Source organism: Roseivirga sp. 4D4 (assembly GCF_001747095.1).
Taxonomy (GTDB): Bacteria; Bacteroidota; Bacteroidia; order Cytophagales; family Cyclobacteriaceae; genus Roseivirga.
Genome location: NZ_MDGP01000001.1, coordinates 3,896,440 through 3,914,212 on the forward strand (window position 1 = coordinate 3,896,440; position 17,773 = coordinate 3,914,212).

Genomic DNA, 17,773 nt, shown 5'->3' on the forward strand with positions numbered 1-17,773 from the left:
TATGGAAAATCAGGAATCATTTGAGAGCAGGGTAGACCTGTCGAAACTTAAAGAAGGCGTTGAGCAAATAAGGGAACAGATCGGTAAAGTGATCGTGGGTCAAAAACAAATGGTCGACTTGATCATTACTGCTGTTTTGGCCGATGGACATATTTTGCTTGAGGGTGTTCCCGGAGTCGCCAAGACACTGGCCTCTAAGCTTGTGGCAAAGAGCATGTCAGTCGACTTCTCTCGAGTTCAATTTACACCAGACTTAATGCCGTCAGACGTCATTGGAACCAGTGTTTTCAATATGAAGACTTCTGAATTTGACTTCAAGAAAGGTCCGATTTTCTCCAATATTGTACTAATCGATGAGATCAATAGAGCACCTGCCAAGACCCAAGCTGCGCTCTTTGAGGTAATGGAAGAACGTCAGGTTACTGTGGATGGTAAGACCTATCAGATGGAGGCTCCTTATTTGGTATTGGCGACCCAGAACCCGGTGGAGCAGGAGGGTACTTATAGGCTTCCTGAAGCTCAACTCGACAGGTTTCTTTTTAAAATTGAAATAGACTACCCAAGTCTTGCGGACGAAACGGAGATACTCCTTCGAGCGGCAAACAGAAAGGGAGAACAGACAGCTGAGATAACTCCAGTGATTTCTGCTCAGGACATTGCTGCTTACCGTGAGACTTTGTCCGAGATAATTGTAGACGAAAAGCTGTTAGGCTACATCGCTGAAATCGTTAATCAAACAAGAAGTGATCAGTCTATCTACTTGGGTGCATCTCCAAGAGCTTCGTTAGCGCTCTTGAATGGTTCAAGGGCTTTTGCAGCCATCCAGGGTCGGGACTTTGTGACACCAGAAGACATTCAATTTTTAGCTGCTCCTGTGTTAAAGCATAGAATTTTGCTGACCCCGGAGAAGGAAATGGAAGGTGTGTCTGCTACAGAAGTAATTCAGCAGTTAGTGGCTAAAACAGAGGTGCCGCGTTAATGAACTCGGTTCGTTCATTCTATATCACCAATAGGTTTTTCTATGCTGCAGGTACCTTGGTTTTCCTGTTCATCATTGGCTTTGCCTTGCCATGGATTGCTGTAGTAGCGGAGGTTATTTTCTACCTCTCCTTAGCCTGTCTGTTGATAGATACGCTGTTGCTGTTTCGTATTAATGATGGTATCGAGTTGGAGCGTTTGTGTACAGAGAAATTTTCCAATGGGGATGATAACCCTGTAAGACTAATTATCGAGAATAGGTATCCGATCTCCTTGCATTTGCGGGTGATTGATGAATTGCCTGAACAACTTCAAATCAGGGATCAGCAGTTCGATTTGGACTTGGGTTCGGGGGAAGTCAAAGAGATTAACTACAAAGTAAGGCCGGTTAAAAGGGGAGAGTACCAGTTTGGCTTTGCCAATGTCTTTGTTTCCACCTTTTTGGGTATTGTACGAAGGCGCTATCAGTTGGGAGAAGAGCAAACTGTTGCGGTGTATCCGTCCTTTATTCAAATGAGAAAATATGAGCTCCTGGCTATTTCAAATCAACTTCAGGAGTTTGGCGTTAAGAAGATCAGGCGTATCGGAAATAACATGGAATTTGAGCAGATCAAAAACTATGTTTCGGGCGATGACTACCGTAAAGTAAACTGGAAAGCAACAGCCCGAAAAGGCCATTTGATGGTCAACCAATATCAGGATGAACGATCACAGCAAGTGTACTCTGTTATTGATAAGGGCCGGGTGATGCAAATGCCTTTTGAAGGATTAAGTCTTCTCGACTACGCGATCAATTCGAGTCTAGTGATTTCAAATATTGCACTTAAAAAGGGTGATAAGGCCGGGATCGTCACGTTTCAGCAAAAGGTCAACTCCATATTGCCGGCATCTTCCCGGAATATGCAGTTAAACCTTATTCTCGAGCACCTGTATAAGCAAAAGACTGGATACAAAGAGACCGATTACTCTAAGCTCTACATTGCGCTAAAGCGAAAAGTTACCCAACGTTCTCTCGTTTTATTGTATACCAATTTTGAGTCGCTTTCGGCTTTAAAAAGGCAGTTGCCATTCTTGAGAAGAATAAGGCAACAACATCTGTTGGTTTGCATTTTCTTTCAGAATACAGAGGTGGAAAAAGTCATTCATAAGAAGGCCGAAGACTTAGAGGAGGTCTATATGAAGGGAATTGCTGAGCAACTGGCTTTTGAAAAGAAGCTGATTGTCAAGGAGCTTCAGGCACATGGTATTCATACCATTTTAACACCACCTAAAGAATTGAGCGTAAATACAATCAATAAGTACCTTGAACTCAAATCAAGAGGTTTGATATGAAAAACAAGAAGCGTTGGTTTGTTGCAGTTCCTGTGATCTTCATCATTGCCATGCTTTGGCACACCTTTTCACAGCCAGGTCTCAATGATTTCATCTCCAATTTTGAGGAGGTCGACCTATATCGAAATGAAAATAACACAGGCCCTGTGGAGCGTGTTTACATTGTGACGACTACAGATAGTATTTGGAATGAAATGGAGCGCTATGCAGGTCTAATGCCCTATAGCAAGTTGGGCACAACCAGTGTTTACTTTTTTCTTAAAGACAAGCCTTACCCTCAAAAAGCCCAAAGTGGAAGAGTAAGTTTTGATCCGAGCTATGAGCAGTATTGCTTGGCGAGCTATCAGAAAAACAGTTTCGGTGCTACTTCTTTTGCCATGTTCCCTTTTAAGAAATAGGCGTTCTCTATTGGCAATCTGACTTGTAAGCACTACCCAACTTCATACCCAGTCAAGTAGGGTTAACATAGAATAGCGCGTACTATAGATACTATCGCATTCATAGTCGATATTTTATTGTTAGTCATTTAAAGAGAAAGTGCTTAAAAGATCATTTTTATTTTAATGACCCAGTAGAAACCCTTATTCAGATGGAATAAGGGTTTTTCGTTTTACTTATTTCTTAAATAAGTTTACCCTGAGCCTTGATCCATCGCTCGGGAAAGTCTCCCCGCGTAGCGCCTTTGTAATCCTCATAGCTACAAGGGATATAAGCGCGATCCATCATCTTCGTACCGTAATTGACTAGCATCCACCATTTATCGGAGAGGTTGCTCTTGTAGAAAGTCATAGTGTCATCGGTACCCTCAAAGCTAACAGTGTATTTGGTGTAGTTGTCCGAGTTAAACTGGCCGGTGTCACGCCTGTTGTAATACCCCTCGATAAAGTACCAGATCATGGTGGCCATTACCGAGGCAGTTTTCAGAGCGTCATCGTCTAAGGAAGGGTAGTACTCATGAAAGCCCACGGAAGTCATCTTCTCATTTATACCTGCATACCAACTGAGTTGACAAGCCTCTTCTCCTGATAGACCAAAAGGCTGGGCCTTAGGATTTCCCGGTGCATCTGAGGAGCGAATTGCTGAAATATCGAAAGTGAGCATATCAGCCATTCTAATGAGTGGTTCTGCCTGCTTGATATCATACCTTATTTCTCCCAATCTCAAAGACTCAAAATAAAGTTTGTCAAGGGCCTTGAGCATAGCAGCATCTATCAGGTAAGTCTGATGTGCTAGGTGGCTATAATTAAGTAAGAAGTTAGGTTGGTGTAGGAGCAAAGCATTTAGAAAGTTAGCTGATGACTCAGCCTCTTCTTCCATATCTATAAACGCATCTACATTGGCGACTGAGATGAGTTTATTAGCGGTTTCATAGGCTTTGAATTGTCCCAGTGCCAAATCTTGGTTGCCCCCGATCATGATCGGTAATACGCGTTGACTCAGTAAGAACTCACAAATCTCTCTTATCCTTGCTTGTGTTTGTTCTTCGTCTTCACCGAGTTGGATATTTCCCAGGTCAGCAATACGATAGGCTGCGGTACTACGCTTAAGCGCAAAGAGCTTCGCACGAATTAAATCTGCCTCACCTCTTGAATTGATACCTATGATGGCCAAATCCATTTTAGAAATATCGAAGTCTTCGTCTTGTAAGTGGTTAACACTTTTGCCAAAGGCATTTGCTGGTAAATCGTATTCTGATGAGATGGGAGTGAAAAAGAGCTTGAGGTTCATATAGTGCGATAAATGCTAAAATAAAGATAGAATATTCTCGATGATTTTTCGAACCAAATAAAAAAGCCTCGACATGTCGAGGCTTTAATTTTTTATGAAGCTATGGATTAGCCACCGAAGTCGTCAAACGCGACATTCTCATCAGGTACACCCCAATCTTCGCACATCTTAATTACTGCTGCGTTCATCATCGGAGGTCCGCAGAAATAGAACTCAATTTCTTCAGGAGCATCATGTTTGCTCAGGTACTGATCGATCACCGCTTGGTGAACGAAGCCTAAGAAACCATCTCCTTCCTTATCTTCCATGTTCTTTTTCTCGACCCAGTTATCCTCTGGTACAGGCTCAGAGAGTACTAAATGGAAACTGAAGTTTGGAAATTCTTCTTCAATCTTTTTGAAATCGTCTAGATAGAAAAGCTCTCTTTTCGATCGTCCACCATACCAATAAGTTACTTTTCTACCCGTTTTCAGGGTATGGAATAAATGGAACAGGTGAGATCTCATTGGTGCCATTCCAGCACCACCACCAATGTAGAGCATCTCAGCATCTGTTGGTTTGATGAAGAATTCACCGTAAGGACCTGAGATAGTTACTTTATCACCTGGCTTTCTTGTAAACACATAAGAAGAGCAAATACCAGGATTAACATCCATCCACTTGTTGTTGGCTCTGTCCCATGGTGGAGTTGCAATACGAATATTCAGCATTACAATGTTACCTTCTGCCGGGTGGTTAGCCATTGAGTAAGCACGGAAGATTTCTTCCTTGTTTACCATTTGAAGATCCCACAAGTTGAACTTGTCCCAATCCTCTTTGAATTTATCCGGACCAGCAGGATCGTCTGGGTGTGGTTCAATGTTCATGTCTTTAAAGTCACAAACAACAGGAGGAACATCCACCTGAATATATCCACCCGCTTCGAAATCTAGTGTTTCGCCTTCAGGTAGTTTCACCACAAATTCTTTAATGAATGATGCCACGTTGTAGTTAGAAACTACTTCACATTCCCACTTCTTAATACCGAAGATTTCCTCAGGAATATGAATGCGCATGTCATTCTTCACTTTTACCTGGCATGTCAAACGCACACCTTCTTTTTGCTCTGCGCGGCTTAAGTGACCAACTTCAGTAGGAAGAACGTCTCCTCCACCTTCGTTAATGGTACACTTACACATGGCACAAGTACCACCACCACCGCAAGCTGATGGTAAAAATATTTTCTGTCCAGAAAGCGTGTTCAGCAGAGTAGAACCGGCTGCTGCAACGACAGGATTCTCTTCATCACCGTTGATGATGATTTTGACATCGCCAGACTGAACTAATTTTGATTGAGCATAAAGCAAGATCAATACTAGCAGAAGGATGACTGCGGAGAACGCAACGATTGACGTAATTATGATAGATGACATCTATTAATCGATTTTAAATCAATAATTTGAATCTAAAAGACCCCGACTTGTCGGGGCTACAAATATATTCACTAAAAGCTTAAATCAGTAGGTGATTTAGAAAAAAGATGCCCTCTTAAAATCAAGCCTATACGGTGATTTTTTCAAGCAATTCTTGCCCCTTTTTCAACTCTTCAATTTCAGCATTTAGTGCTTTGACACAGAGACTTCCTAAGGAACTTTCCGTACCGTTTGCGCAGAGAACAATATTGTTTTTAGGATTGTTTAGCCATTTCCCATCTAAAAGATGGTTAATACACATTTTACCAATCACATAGCTGTGATCGAAGCTAAAGTACTTGTGATGTATACTCTCAAAATCTTCCAGATCGATTTCATGAGGATTATCAAAGCTCACATAGACTTCTAGTAATGAATCATTGCTAAAGGGTAGTTTGCCTAAGTTGTAGTGCTTTTTATACTCATATCGATAGTCATAGCTTAGGGCAGAGACATCTGATAAAACTGCTGCCCCAGTGGGCAGACTACCGGCTCCCTTACCAATAAAAAGCTGATCATCACAGAACTCACCGTTCAAAGTGACTGCATTGAACTCATTTTTTACGTTATGAAGACTATGATCTGATTTAATAAATTGGGGCGTGACGAAGGCGTATACTCTGTCATGAATGCGCTTGGCTTGTGCAATGAGTTTAATTCCAAAACCCTTTTCTCTAGCATATTCCAGATCGGCTGGTTTAATGTGATCAATACCCAAATTGACAATTTGTGCTGGCGGAACATGAATACCGAAAGCATGAGTCAATAGAATGCTCAATTTGTATTTTGCATCGAAACCTTTGACATCAAGTGTAGGATCTGACTCCGCAAAGCCTAGGGACTGGGCTTGCGAAAGCGCAGTTTTATAATCGAGATTTTCTTCAAATACTTTTGTGAGTATGTAGTTTGTAGATCCATTAAAAATACCTTTGATCTCATTCAACGGCTCATGACCGAAGTACTCTTCCAAAGTTCTGATGATTGGGATACTGCCACACACGGCTCCTTCATAGAGAAGGGCTGCCCCAGTGCTTGCTTGTAAATCCACCAGATAAGAGAGGTTTTCGGCAACCATTTTCTTATTAGCAGTTACTACTGACTTACCGTTTTTTAGGGCCCTTGTTACAATGTCCAATGCGGCTTCAGCATCATCTATCAATTCCACTATGACATCAATGGCTGAGTCATTAAGGATTCGATCGGCTTGGGTAGTAAACAAGTTGTTATCCAAGCTTCTCGGTTTATCAGGATTCTTAATACAGATTTTCTTGATCTCGCCTGAGAAGTTTTTCGAGTTGTTGAGTGTTTCGTAAAGGCCTTGGCCTACGCAGCCAAAACCAAAAAGTCCTATTCTGATATTTTTCATGAAAGCGTGCTTAAAAAGTCTTGAAGTAGTTTACTGATGCTTGGGGCTTCTACTAAGAAGCCATCATGACCGTATTTCGAAGGCACAAAATCGAGCTTGGCATTTGGAATAAGCTGTTCCAATTGATGTTGCTCTTCCGTTGTGAATAAGAGGTCGCCTTCTATCCCGATCACCTGAACATTGGCTTTGATCTTGGCCAGGGCTTTTTCAATACCACCTCTGCCACGACCAACGTCATGGGTATCCATGGTCTTGTTCAAAGTGTAATAGGTTCTAGCATCAAAGCGCCTTCCAAGTTTTTCACCCTGATAGCGCTGATAACTTTCAGCACTAAAATCATCCAGTTGCCCTTCTGCATCTTGTTGTGTGCTATTGAAAGTTTTGTGGTTACGATAAGAGATCATTGCCATAGCTCGGGCTGCCTCCAACCCCTTCCAGCCCCCTTTTGGAGATGAAGAGTAGAAGGAAGGATCAGATTCAATCGCCATTCGTTGTGCTGCCCGAATGGCAATTCCCCATGGGGAGCTTTTGGCAGAGGTCGCAATCAAAGCCAAGTTTTCAAAAAGTTGTGGATCATCAATGGCCCATTCTAAAGCTTGCTGGCCACCCATGGAACCTCCTATACCGAGGAAAACACGCTGAATCCCTAGGTGCTTTTGTAGTAATTGGTGGGCTTTCACCATATCTCTGATGGTGAGATTAGGAAAGTCTCGTAGATATCTTTCCCCATTGCGGATATCAAAATCCTTAGGCCCTGTGCTTCCATAGCAGGAACCAATAATATTGGCGCAAACAATAAAATGCTCCTTCGGATTAATAAAATCATTCTCACCTATGAGACCTGGCCACCATTCAAAAGGGTTGGAATTGGCGGTAAGGGCATGGAATACCCAGACCACATTGCTTTGATCTTGGTTGAGTTGACCGAATGTGTTGTAAACGATCCGAAGTTCAGGAAGCTCGGAACCATTTTCTAGTGTAAAAGGGGAGTCGTAAAACAAATACTCGGATTGGGAGTACTCATTAGAACTCAACCCTAAAGTTGTTGCTTTAGTGTTTTTCAACATAGCTGTGCTTTTATGTGAAAAGAATGAGTTGAGTAATCAGGAAAGAATTTCCCGAATAATGAAAGTAATACGAATTCGGATCAGGTTAACTGAACTCGATGAATGCAATACGTCTGGAATAAATGGATTTTTCATACTTACCAATTTATATTCTCCCGAATGTCACTCGACACCCTTTGGGATCTGGACTTAGCACCTTTTCCAATGGTTTTCGGAATGGTTGCTAGCGCTTCAAAGAGCCAGTCTCTCCACGCTTCTTTATAAATCGATCCTTTTCCGTGAACGGAAATGAATGACTTGATGCTGCAAACGTAGCAGCACAAAATGATGTTTCAAAAAAGAATTTGAAAAATTTAATTGCCTCCTTACTGAAGCATCCTCAATACAGTGGTCAGTTGTTTCTTGAGATCGCGTCTGTCGACAATAAAATCAAGGAATCCATGATCAAGTACAAACTCTGAGCTTTGGAAGCCTTTTGGAAGGTCTTTTCCTACAGTATCCCTAATCACTCGAGGACCAGCAAAGCCAATCAGTGCGCCTGGTTCGGCAATATTGAAATCACCCAACATGGCATAGGATGCAGTAACACCTCCAGTGGTTGGGTCCGTCAATAAAGAAACATAAGGTATTCCAGCTTCTGAAAGCAAAGCGAGTTTAGCTGAGGTCTTGGCCATTTGCATTAAGGAATAACCAGCTTCCATCATACGAGCACCACCTGATTTTGAAATCATCAAAAATGGGACTTTGTGTTTGAGGGAATAGTCAATGCCTCTGGCGATTTTTTCTCCAACAACGGAACCCATGGAACCTCCAATGAAGGCAAAGTCCATGCAGCAAACCACTAGGTCCAGGCCATTCATTTTGCCATGTGCAGTTCTTGCGGCATCCTTCAGGTTGCTTTTTGCCTGAGTCGCCTTGATTCTTTTTGGGTAAGGTTTGCTGTCTACAAACTTAAGTGGGTCTCCTGAGGTCATCTCAGCATCTAACTCCGTGAATTTGTTCTCATCAAAGAGAATTTCAAAGTACTCTTTTGAACCAATACGAACATGAAATCCATCTTCTGGACTTACATAGGCATTGTTTTTCAATTCACGGGTGTGAACGATAGTACCACCTGGTGTTTTAAACCATAAGCCGTCAGGGGCATCTTTCTTCTGATCGGTTGGAGTGGTAATACCCTTAATTTTTCGCTGAAACCAAGACATACAGTAGCGTTATCGTCTAATTTTTTTCAAAGAGTAGGCAAAAATAGGCGAAAAGTCTTCGCCCGCCAAAGATTACATGATTCTACTCTCGTTTAAAAAGAGTTGAAATTGCTTGGGAGGTAAAAAATTACTCTCTTACTTTGGGGCGGAATGAACGTTCATTCCGCACTAAATATGATTGATAATAAGACAGTTGATAAGAAATCAACGATTCTTGAATCCACTTTAGAACTGCTCTGTGAGCATGGTTTTCACGGAACACCTATTTCCATGATTGCCCAGCATGCAGGTGTGGGTGCGGGTACGATTTACCGTTATTTTGAAAATAAGGAGCAGCTCATTAACGAGCTTTTCACTTCAATAAAGAGGCGAGTGATTAAGGCCATGTTGAATGGTTACCGCGAGGAAGGATCGTACAAGGAACGGTTTAAACACCTTTGGAAGAACCTGATCAATTATTGTATCGATCACCCAAAGGAATTTCAATTTGTTGAGCAGTATAGGTATGCACCTTTTATGAGTAATGTTACTCGAGAAGAGAGTTTTATCATACTGGCTCCCATTATGTCATTTTTTGTCGAATCAAAGCGGGCTGGTGAAATGAAGGACTTGCCGCTTTATACAATTGTATCATTACTCTATGGACCAATTGTATCACTTTCTAAACTTCATATCGATCATAACCAATCTTTAACAGAGGAGCGTATCGAGCAGGCAGCAGAAGCTTGCTGGGATGCGGTTAGAAATCATTAATAATGAGTAAACCAAGTGTAGTAATTAGTGGAGTGGGAAGCTGCATTCCATCAAGGGTGGTTAAGAATGAGCACTTCTTGGAAACCGAGTTCTATCAAGAAAATGGAGAACGCTTTGCTGATCCGAATGACGTGATTATTCGAAAATTTGAGAAGATCACGGGAATTCGCGAAAGACGTTATGCAGAACCAGGCCAGAAGGCTTCCGACTTAGGTGCGATTGCCGCAAAAAAGGCATTAGCAAATAGTAATGTGGATGCCGAAGATCTTGACTATATCATCTTCGCGCACAACTTCGGTGATATGCAGAAAGACAATAACCGCATCGATATGATGCCAAGTCTTGCGGCACGTGTGAAGGGACACCTTGGGATCAATAATCCGGCTACTTCATGCTACGATATCATTTTCGGTTGCCCAGGTTGGGTACAGGGAGCCATTCAGGCAACTCAAATGATCCGTTGTGGTGATGCCAAGCATGTGATGGTGATTGGAGGCGAAACCTTAAGCCAGACAGTCGATCCACATGATAGAGATTCAATGATTTTTGCCGATGGTGCCGGGGCCACTATCTTCTCAGCTTCCGAAGATTCAAATGGCGGTTATATTGCTCAATGTTCCAGAACTGATGCGAGTGAGGAGCTCTGCTATTTAGCTATGGGGCCTTCTTATAATGCGTCTCTCAATGATCATGGGGGTAGCTACATCAAAATGAAAGGGCGTAAGATTTATGAGTATGCACTCACTAATGTAGCTGACGCAATTAAGTGTGCCATCGAACGAGCTGGACTTGGTTTAGATGATATCAGTAAGATCCTGATTCATCAGGCGAATGAAAAGATGGATGAGGCAATTTTGCATAAGCTATTTAAACTATACGGGGTGATGGGGGACTCGAAGCAATTGATGCCTATGACCATTCAGACATTGGGAAATAGTTCTGTTGCTACAATACCGACAATGTTAGACCTAATTCTTAAGGGAGAGTTGGAAGGCCATGAACTCAACCCAGGAGATAACATTATTTTTGCCTCTGTCGGGGCGGGTATGCACATCAACGCGATGGTTTATCAAATGCCATAGTTGTGGTTTGACCCAAAGAAAAAGCCGAAACTCTAATCAGGGTTTCGGCTTTTTTATTAGTCGTATTTGCTGATTAATCTACTTCTTCATAGTCCACATAGTCACCACCTTTGAAGTTATCGGCTGATTTTTTGGTAGTCTTCTTAGGTGCATATTCAACACTCACATTTCCATCCTTGGGTTGTGCTGTTTGTCTTCTTTGTTGATTTCCAGAAAACTGTTGTTGCTGCGCCTGTTTGTAAAGATTACCTAATAAGAATCTGGATACACCTCTAAAGATCCATCCGATGACTACAATGAATAATATGAACTTGAGTAGAATACCCATCTATCGACTTAAGTATAAATTTCTTTTCGAATAAATTTCAAGGAAATAATCGTCCAGTAAATCATCAATAAAGTAGATGGCTTCACCGGTAGATTTCATTTCAGGGCCTAACTCCTTATTCACATTCGGGAATTTATGAAATGAGAAGACCGGTTCTTTGATTGCATAACCGTTCTTAACGGGTTTGAAATCAAAATCAGTAACCTTATTCTCACCCAACATCACCTTTGTGGCATAGTTCACATAAGGCTCCTGATAAGCTTTTCCTATGAATGGAACGGTTCTAGATGCCCTTGGGTTCGCCTCAATGATATAAACTTGATCATCTTTGATGGCAAACTGGATATTAATCAGTCCCTTAGTTTCTAAAGCCAAGGCAATTTTCTTCGTATGCTCTTCAATTTGACGCATTACAATGTCTCCCAAACTGTATGGTGGTAATAAAGCATAAGAGTCTCCAGAGTGAATTCCCGCTGGTTCTATATGCTCCATTATACCAATGATGTATACATTTTCACCATCGCAGATGGCATCTGCTTCAGCTTCTTTGGCTCCTTCTAGGAAATGATCCAGAAGTACTCTGTTACCAGGAATATCCCTTAGAATGTTAACACAGTGCTCTTCCAGCTCTTGTTCATTGATCACGATCTTCATGCCTTGACCACCAAGTACGTAGGAAGGTCTTACCAAAAGAGGGAAGCCGATTTCCTTGGATAGTTCAAGTGCCTCATCAGCATCTTCGATTACCCCGAACTTAGGATAAGGAATATCATTTTCAGCAAGTAATGTTGAGAAACGACCTCTGTCTTCAGCCAGGTCCAGTGCTTTGTAGCTTGTTCCGATTATCTTAATGCCGTAGCGATCTAGTTTCTCAGCTAATTTTAGGGCAGTCTGTCCACCAAGCTGAACGATGACGCCTTCTGGTTTTTCGTGTAGGATTATATCATAGATATGCTCCCAGAAAACTGGCTCGAAATAGAGCTTGTCGGCTGTATCGAAGTCTGTGGAAACCGTTTCAGGGTTACAGTTGATCATGATGGTTTCATACCCACATTCTTTGGCAGCATATAAGCCGTGCACGCAACAGTAATCAAATTCGATCCCCTGACCGATCCTATTTGGACCAGAGCCTAGAACAATGATCTTTTTCTTGTCGGAGACAACGGATTCATTCTCTGAATCAAAACTAGAATAGTAGTACGGTGTCTGTGCCTCAAATTCTGCCGCACAGGTATCTACCATTTTATATACCCGCTTAATGCCCAATTCATGTCTTCTATTGAATACCTTGCTCTCCAGGCAGTCCAATAAGTGAGCAATTTGTCTATCGGCATAACCCTTCTCTTTTGCCAACCTTAAAAGGTCTTCTGGCAAAGTCTCAAGTGTATGCTTTTCAATCTCTTTTTCAACCACAATGAGTTCTTCTATTTGCTGTAAGAACCATTTATCGATCTTAGTTTTCTTCTGGATCGTCTTGAATGGGATACCCAGTTTGAAGGCATCATAAATATGGAATAGTCTGTTCCAACTTGGGTTTTCAAGGCTATCAAGTAGCCTGGCTTGATCAGTAACTTCTTTGCCATCAGCACCCAGTCCATTTCGTTTGATTTCTAGTGACTGACAAGCCTTTTGGAGGGCCTCCTGGAAGTTTCTTCCTATGCCCATGGCTTCGCCCACAGACTTCATCTGAAGGCCGAGTTTACGCTCAGAACCTTTGAACTTGTCGAAGTTCCAACGAGGTATTTTTACGATTACATAGTCTAATGCTGGCTCAAAGAAGGCAGAAGTAGTTTTTGTAATCTGATTTTTAAGTTCATCAAGGTTATAGCCGATGGCCAACTTGGCCGCAATCTTAGCGATTGGGTAACCTGTGGCTTTTGACGCCAAGGCAGAAGATCGTGATACACGAGGGTTGATTTCAATACCGATGAGCTCTTCATTCGGGCCCACTGAAAACTGAACATTACACCCGCCTGCAAACTCACCAATAGCGTTCATCATCATGATGGCCATGTCACGCATTCTCTGGTAAGTAGTATCTGATAGGGTCATTGCAGGAGCAACCGTAATTGAGTCTCCTGTATGGACTCCCATCGGATCAAAGTTTTCTATAGAACAGATGATAATAACGTTGCCGATATTGTCTCTGAGCAGCTCTAATTCATATTCTTTCCAACCCAGAATACTTTGCTCCACCAATACTTCGTGAATAGGAGAGGCATTGAGTCCACGTGTTAGGGCTTCATCGAATTCTTCTTGCGTATTGACAAAACCACCGCCATAACCTCCTAATGTAAATGAAGGTCTGATAACGAGCGGAAATCCAATCTCCTGCGCAATTTCTTTTCCTTTCAGAAATGAGGTGGCTGTTTCTCCCTTACAGACGCCCACGCCAATTTCTTTCATCTTGAGACGGAATTTCTCCCTGTCTTCAGTGGTTTCAATGGCATTAATATCTACACCAATGATTCTTACATTAAACCTTTCCCAAATACCTGCTGTATCACAATCGATGGCCAGGTTCAAGGCTGTTTGACCTCCCATGGTAGGAAGCACTGCATCAATCTGATGCTTTTCTAAAATCTCAACGATTGACTTCTTAGTGAGTGGCTTCAGGTAAATATTGTCTGCCATCACCGGATCTGTCATGATCGTGGCGGGGTTAGAATTAATAAGAGTGACTTCAATGCCCTCTTCACGGAGTGATCTGGCTGCTTGAGAACCAGAATAATCAAACTCACAGGCTTGGCCAATAATGATCGGCCCACTTCCTATGATCAGGATGGATTTAATGCTATTGTCTTTTGGCATGTTTTAAGTAAAGAACGACTGGTTGACTTAGGTACAAATTGGCACAAAGTTATGCCATAAACCGAATAATCAAAACGAGTTTGCCATTAATGAATGCAACATGTTTTTTTGACCGTTTAAAGAGATGTTTGAAACCCCTAATTGAAAAAATTACTAATTTGGTCAGACATACATTTACCTTGAAATTCAACCAAAATGAAAAACACTAACCTTATTAAGAGTGGACTTGCCTTGATCGTGATTATGCTCTTTATAGTAGGTTGCGCTGCCTCAAACACAGCCAATACCGCAGGAAAATCAAAAAAAGCCAAAGAAGTCTATGATCCGACAGGAACATGGGAATATACCGTGGAGGCTCCTGATGGAGCTACGGGAGGAAAACTCGTGATAGGAGGAAACCCTGGTACTTATACCGCCCAGCTAGAAACCGATCAGTTTGGGACCATAGAGGTGACTGACGTTGATTTTCAAGATACAGCTATGACGGGCAGTATTGATGTTATGGGTAATACGGCTGAGTTGGAGTGTGATTTTGATGGTGATACCTTCTCAGGCGTAATATACTTTGGTGAAAATACACTTCCATTGGAAGGTAGGCGCGTTAGCAAATAGCATTCGCAGATCAAGATTTTAATCATAAAAAAAGGGAAGTCGATATTCGACTTCCCTTTTCATTTGGAGGCTTGTCAGCCTAAACGTTTAGTGCCCTATTATCAGTCGCTGCCAAGCAAGCCTCTTTAAAAGCTTCTGTATAAGTTGGATGCGCATGCGACATGCGCGCAATGTCCTCTGCAGATGCCCTGAATTCCATAGCGACAACTGCCTCAGAAATCATATCCGCTGTTCTCGCACCTATCATATGTACTCCAAGAATCTCATCGGTTTCCTTGTCGGCCAGTACTTTCACCAAGCCAGACACGTCCATAGACGCTTGTGCTCTACCTAATGCTCTATAAGGGAAAGAACCGGACTTATAAGCTCGTCCGCTTTCTTTGAGCTGCTCTTCTGTATAGCCTACAGCCGAAACTTCTGGCCAGGTATAAACCACGCCTGGAATAAGATTGTAATTGATGTGTGGTTTTTGTCCGTCAATGACTTCTGCAACGAACACGCCTTCTTCTTCTGCTTTGTGGGCCAACATGGCACCTTTAATCACATCACCAATGGCGTAGATGTTATCGACTGAGGTTTTCAAATGGCCATCAACCTCGATTCTTCCTCGATCATCAGTTTTGATGCCTACATTTTCTAGACCTAGACCATCGGTATAAGGCCTTCTCCCGATCGATACTAAACAGTAATCTCCTTTGAGCTCAACAAGCTCACCTTTTTTGTTTTCGGCCTTTACTGTGACAGTCTTGGTGGTACTTTTAACCTCAGTTACTTTATGGCCTAAGTAAAAGTTGAAGCCCAATTTCTTCAATGACTTTTTCAATTCACGCCCCATGGTTTTGTCCATAGAAGGAATGATATCATCCATAAACTCTACTACGGAAACTTCAGCACCTAAACGGCCATAAACAGAGCCTAGTTCCATGCCGATCACACCGCCACCAATAACGATCATGTGTTTTGGCACCTCTTTTAATTCAAGGGCCTCGGTAGAAGTAATTACACGTTTCTTATCGATTTCGATAAAGGGAAGTGAGGCAGGTTTTGATCCAGTGGCAATAATTACTTTGTCAGTTTCAACCTGTGTTTCTTTGCCTTCGCTATCCGTAACCTTGATGGTGTTTTTATCAATGAAAGAACCCATGCCATGGTAAACATCAATTTTGTTCTTCTTCATTAGAAAGTCAACCCCACCAGTAACCTGAGAAACGACTGAAGCTTTGCGGTCAATCATTTGCTTTAGGTTGACTTTTAAGTCTTTCAACTCAATGCCATGATCACCAAAAGTATGTGCCGCATTATGATAATGCTCAGACGAGTCTAAGAGCGCCTTTGAAGGGATACAGCCAACGTTGAGGCAAGTTCCCCCTAGGGTATTGTACTTCTCAATAATGGCAGCCTTCATACCAAGTTGAGCACACCTAATGGCTGCAATGTAGCCACCCGGTCCTGATCCTATTACTGTTACATCGTATTTCATTGTCGAGTATTTAGTATTAAGTACTGAGTATTGAGAAAATTAAATTCCAAGTAATAATCGAGTTGGATCTTCCAACAGTTCTTTCACTCTTACCAAGAAGCTTACAGACTCACGGCCATCCACAATTCTGTGGTCATATGACAATGCTACATACATAATTGGTAAGATTTGAACCTCACCATTAACCGCCATTGGACGCTCTACAATGTTGTGCATACCGAGTATGGCAGACTGTGGAGCATTGATGATAGGGGTAGATAGCATAGAACCGAAAATACCACCATTGGTTACTGTGAATGTTCCACCAGTCATCTCGTCAATCGTAAGTTTTCCGTCTCTGGCTTTTGTTGCTAGCCTTACCACTTCTTTTTCGATTTGATCGAAGCTCATCGATTCAGCATTCCTGATAACCGGAACCATTAAACCCTTAGGAGCAGAAACAGCAATTGATACATCGACAAAGTCGCTATAAACAATTTCATTCTCTTCGATGCGTGCATTTACAGCAGGCCATTCCTGAGCCGCCATGGTCACGGCTTTCGTAAAGAAGGACATAAAGCCTAACCCTACTTCATACTTCTCCTTAAACCTCTCTTTATACTTCTTCCTTAGGTCCATGATCGGTTTCATGTTCACCTCGTTGAAAGTGGTAAGCATGGCCGTTTCATTCTTAACTGAAACAAGTCTTTTAGCGACAGTCTTTCTAAGTGCTGACATGCGCTCTCTGCTTTCGTTCCTACTTCCAGGTACACTTGGAGCAGGTGCTTCTTCTTTGGCAGGTGTAGCAGCCGGAGCTGGCTTGGCTGGAGTAGCCTGAGCTTTCTCGGCATCTTCTTTAGTGATGCGACCATCTTTGCCTGTGCCTTTCACATTTGAAGCATCTATTCCTTTTTCTGCCAATATCTTGGCTGCCGCAGGAGAAGCATGACCTGTAGCATATGTGGCATTGTCTGAAGTCTCAACTGCTGCAACTGGACTACTTTCTGCGGCAGGGGCCGCTGCTGGAGCTCCTCCTTCCATCACTTCGATCTTACAGATCAAAGCACCAATTTCTATGGTAGAATCTTCCTCAGCAACAATTCTCAAAATACCATTTGCCTCAGCAGGTAATTCGAATGTGGCTTTATCTGAGTCCACTTCAGCAATAACTTCGTCAAGCTCTACATAGTCGCCATCGGCTTTTATCCAACTTGAAATGGTCACTTCCGTGATTGATTCACCTACTGTAGGCACAATCATTTCTTTGACTTCGCCTGTGGCTTTTGGCCCAGAAGAAGCTGGTGCCGGTTCACTTGTTTCTGTGGTCGCTGCAGCTTCCTGAGGTGCTGCACCAGCCGCTGACTCGTCTATGTTACAGATGACTTCACCGATTTCTAGTGTGTCACCTTCTTTAGCAACTATATGTAGGGTGCCTGCTGCTTCCGCATTCAATTCGAAAGTAGCTTTATCAGATTCAAGCTCACAAATGACCTCGTCCATTTCGACATGATCTCCTTCTTGCTTGAACCACTGTGCAATGGTCACTTCTGTGATCGATTCACCAACTGCAGGAACTTTGATTTCCAAACTCATGATTCTAT

The 17,773-nt window shown here is 42.3% G+C and carries 15 protein-coding genes and 1 riboswitch; of the genes, 6 read left to right on the forward strand and 9 right to left on the reverse strand.

What is annotated here, in order from left to right; translation table 11 throughout:
- Position 1 precedes the first annotated feature (1 nt).
- Genes BFP97_RS17005 through BFP97_RS17015 form a run of 3 tightly spaced genes read left to right on the forward strand, consistent with a single transcriptional unit; the run spans position 2 to position 2,708 of the window.
- A complete protein-coding gene (locus BFP97_RS17005; RefSeq protein WP_069843568.1) occupies positions 2-979 on the forward strand; it encodes an AAA family ATPase in 978 nt (325 codons plus the stop codon).
- Positions 979-2,310 (forward strand): DUF58 domain-containing protein, encoded by a 1,332-nt coding sequence (locus BFP97_RS17010; protein ID WP_069843569.1) that lies wholly within the window; start codon positions 979-981, stop codon positions 2,308-2,310. The genes BFP97_RS17005 and BFP97_RS17010 overlap by 1 nt, the downstream gene beginning before the upstream one ends.
- Complete coding sequence (locus BFP97_RS17015) at positions 2,307-2,708, forward strand: hypothetical protein (RefSeq protein ID WP_069843570.1); 402 nt, start codon at positions 2,307-2,309, stop codon at positions 2,706-2,708. The genes BFP97_RS17010 and BFP97_RS17015 overlap by 4 nt, the downstream gene beginning before the upstream one ends.
- Before the next feature lie 223 nt (positions 2,709-2,931).
- Here the strand turns inward: BFP97_RS17015 and BFP97_RS17020 are convergent, their stop codons facing one another.
- The 5 genes from BFP97_RS17020 to accD form a co-directional block, all read right to left on the reverse strand.
- The gene (locus BFP97_RS17020) at positions 2,932-4,038 is read right to left on the reverse strand and encodes a formimidoylglutamase (RefSeq protein ID WP_069843571.1); all 1,107 of its coding nucleotides are present in this window, start codon (positions 4,036-4,038) and stop codon (positions 2,932-2,934) included.
- Between the two features lie 107 nt (positions 4,039-4,145).
- Positions 4,146-5,450 carry an NADH:ubiquinone reductase (Na(+)-transporting) subunit F gene (gene nqrF, locus BFP97_RS17025; RefSeq protein ID WP_069843572.1) on the reverse strand — a complete coding sequence of 435 codons (1,305 nt, stop codon included), beginning with the start codon at positions 5,448-5,450 and terminating at the stop codon, positions 4,146-4,148.
- A gap of 127 nt (positions 5,451-5,577) precedes the next feature.
- On the reverse strand, positions 5,578-6,855 hold the full coding sequence (locus BFP97_RS17030; protein WP_069843573.1) for a homoserine dehydrogenase: 1,278 nt from the start codon (positions 6,853-6,855) through the stop codon (positions 5,578-5,580).
- Positions 6,852-7,922 carry a homoserine O-acetyltransferase family protein gene (gene metX, locus BFP97_RS17035; RefSeq protein WP_083262634.1) on the reverse strand — a complete coding sequence of 357 codons (1,071 nt, stop codon included), beginning with the start codon at positions 7,920-7,922 and terminating at the stop codon, positions 6,852-6,854. The genes BFP97_RS17030 and metX overlap by 4 nt, the downstream gene beginning before the upstream one ends.
- 142 nt (positions 7,923-8,064) lie before the next feature.
- Positions 8,065-8,189: riboswitch (SAM riboswitch) on the reverse strand.
- A 98-nt stretch (positions 8,190-8,287) separates the two neighbouring features.
- Positions 8,288-9,127, reverse strand: a complete 840-nt coding sequence (gene accD / locus BFP97_RS17040; RefSeq protein WP_069843574.1) for an acetyl-CoA carboxylase, carboxyltransferase subunit beta — start codon at positions 9,125-9,127, stop codon at positions 8,288-8,290.
- Positions 9,128-9,301: 174 nt separating this feature from the next.
- Here accD and BFP97_RS17045 point away from each other — a divergent pair, with 174 nt between their 5' ends.
- Together BFP97_RS17045 and BFP97_RS17050 are read left to right on the forward strand one after the other, a co-directional pair.
- Complete coding sequence (locus BFP97_RS17045) at positions 9,302-9,880, forward strand: TetR/AcrR family transcriptional regulator (RefSeq protein ID WP_069843575.1); 579 nt, start codon at positions 9,302-9,304, stop codon at positions 9,878-9,880.
- A 2-nt stretch (positions 9,881-9,882) separates the two neighbouring features.
- Entirely contained in the window at positions 9,883-10,962 is a 1,080-nt protein-coding gene (locus tag BFP97_RS17050; protein ID WP_069843576.1) for a 3-oxoacyl-ACP synthase III family protein, read from the forward strand.
- A 73-nt stretch (positions 10,963-11,035) separates the two neighbouring features.
- On the opposite strand, the gene BFP97_RS17055 is transcribed toward BFP97_RS17050, so the two are convergent.
- Together BFP97_RS17055 and carB are read right to left on the reverse strand one after the other, a co-directional pair.
- Positions 11,036-11,290, reverse strand: coding sequence for a DUF4834 family protein (locus BFP97_RS17055; protein WP_083262636.1), 255 nt, complete (start codon positions 11,288-11,290; stop codon positions 11,036-11,038).
- Positions 11,291-14,101 carry a carbamoyl-phosphate synthase large subunit gene (gene carB / locus BFP97_RS17060; RefSeq protein WP_069843577.1) on the reverse strand — a complete coding sequence of 937 codons (2,811 nt, stop codon included), beginning with the start codon at positions 14,099-14,101 and terminating at the stop codon, positions 11,291-11,293.
- 195 nt (positions 14,102-14,296) lie between these two features.
- Between carB and BFP97_RS17065 the strand changes: the two genes are divergently transcribed.
- Positions 14,297-14,713 carry a hypothetical protein gene (locus BFP97_RS17065; RefSeq protein ID WP_069843578.1) on the forward strand — a complete coding sequence of 139 codons (417 nt, stop codon included), beginning with the start codon at positions 14,297-14,299 and terminating at the stop codon, positions 14,711-14,713.
- A 79-nt stretch (positions 14,714-14,792) separates the two neighbouring features.
- On the opposite strand, the gene lpdA is transcribed toward BFP97_RS17065, so the two are convergent.
- The gene (gene lpdA, locus BFP97_RS17070; protein ID WP_069843579.1) at positions 14,793-16,193 is read right to left on the reverse strand and encodes a dihydrolipoyl dehydrogenase; all 1,401 of its coding nucleotides are present in this window, start codon (positions 16,191-16,193) and stop codon (positions 14,793-14,795) included.
- A 39-nt stretch (positions 16,194-16,232) separates the two neighbouring features.
- On the reverse strand, positions 16,233-17,765 hold the full coding sequence (gene odhB / locus BFP97_RS17075) for a 2-oxoglutarate dehydrogenase complex dihydrolipoyllysine-residue succinyltransferase (RefSeq protein ID WP_069843580.1): 1,533 nt from the start codon (positions 17,763-17,765) through the stop codon (positions 16,233-16,235).
- Between the last annotated feature and the right edge of the window lie 8 nt (positions 17,766-17,773).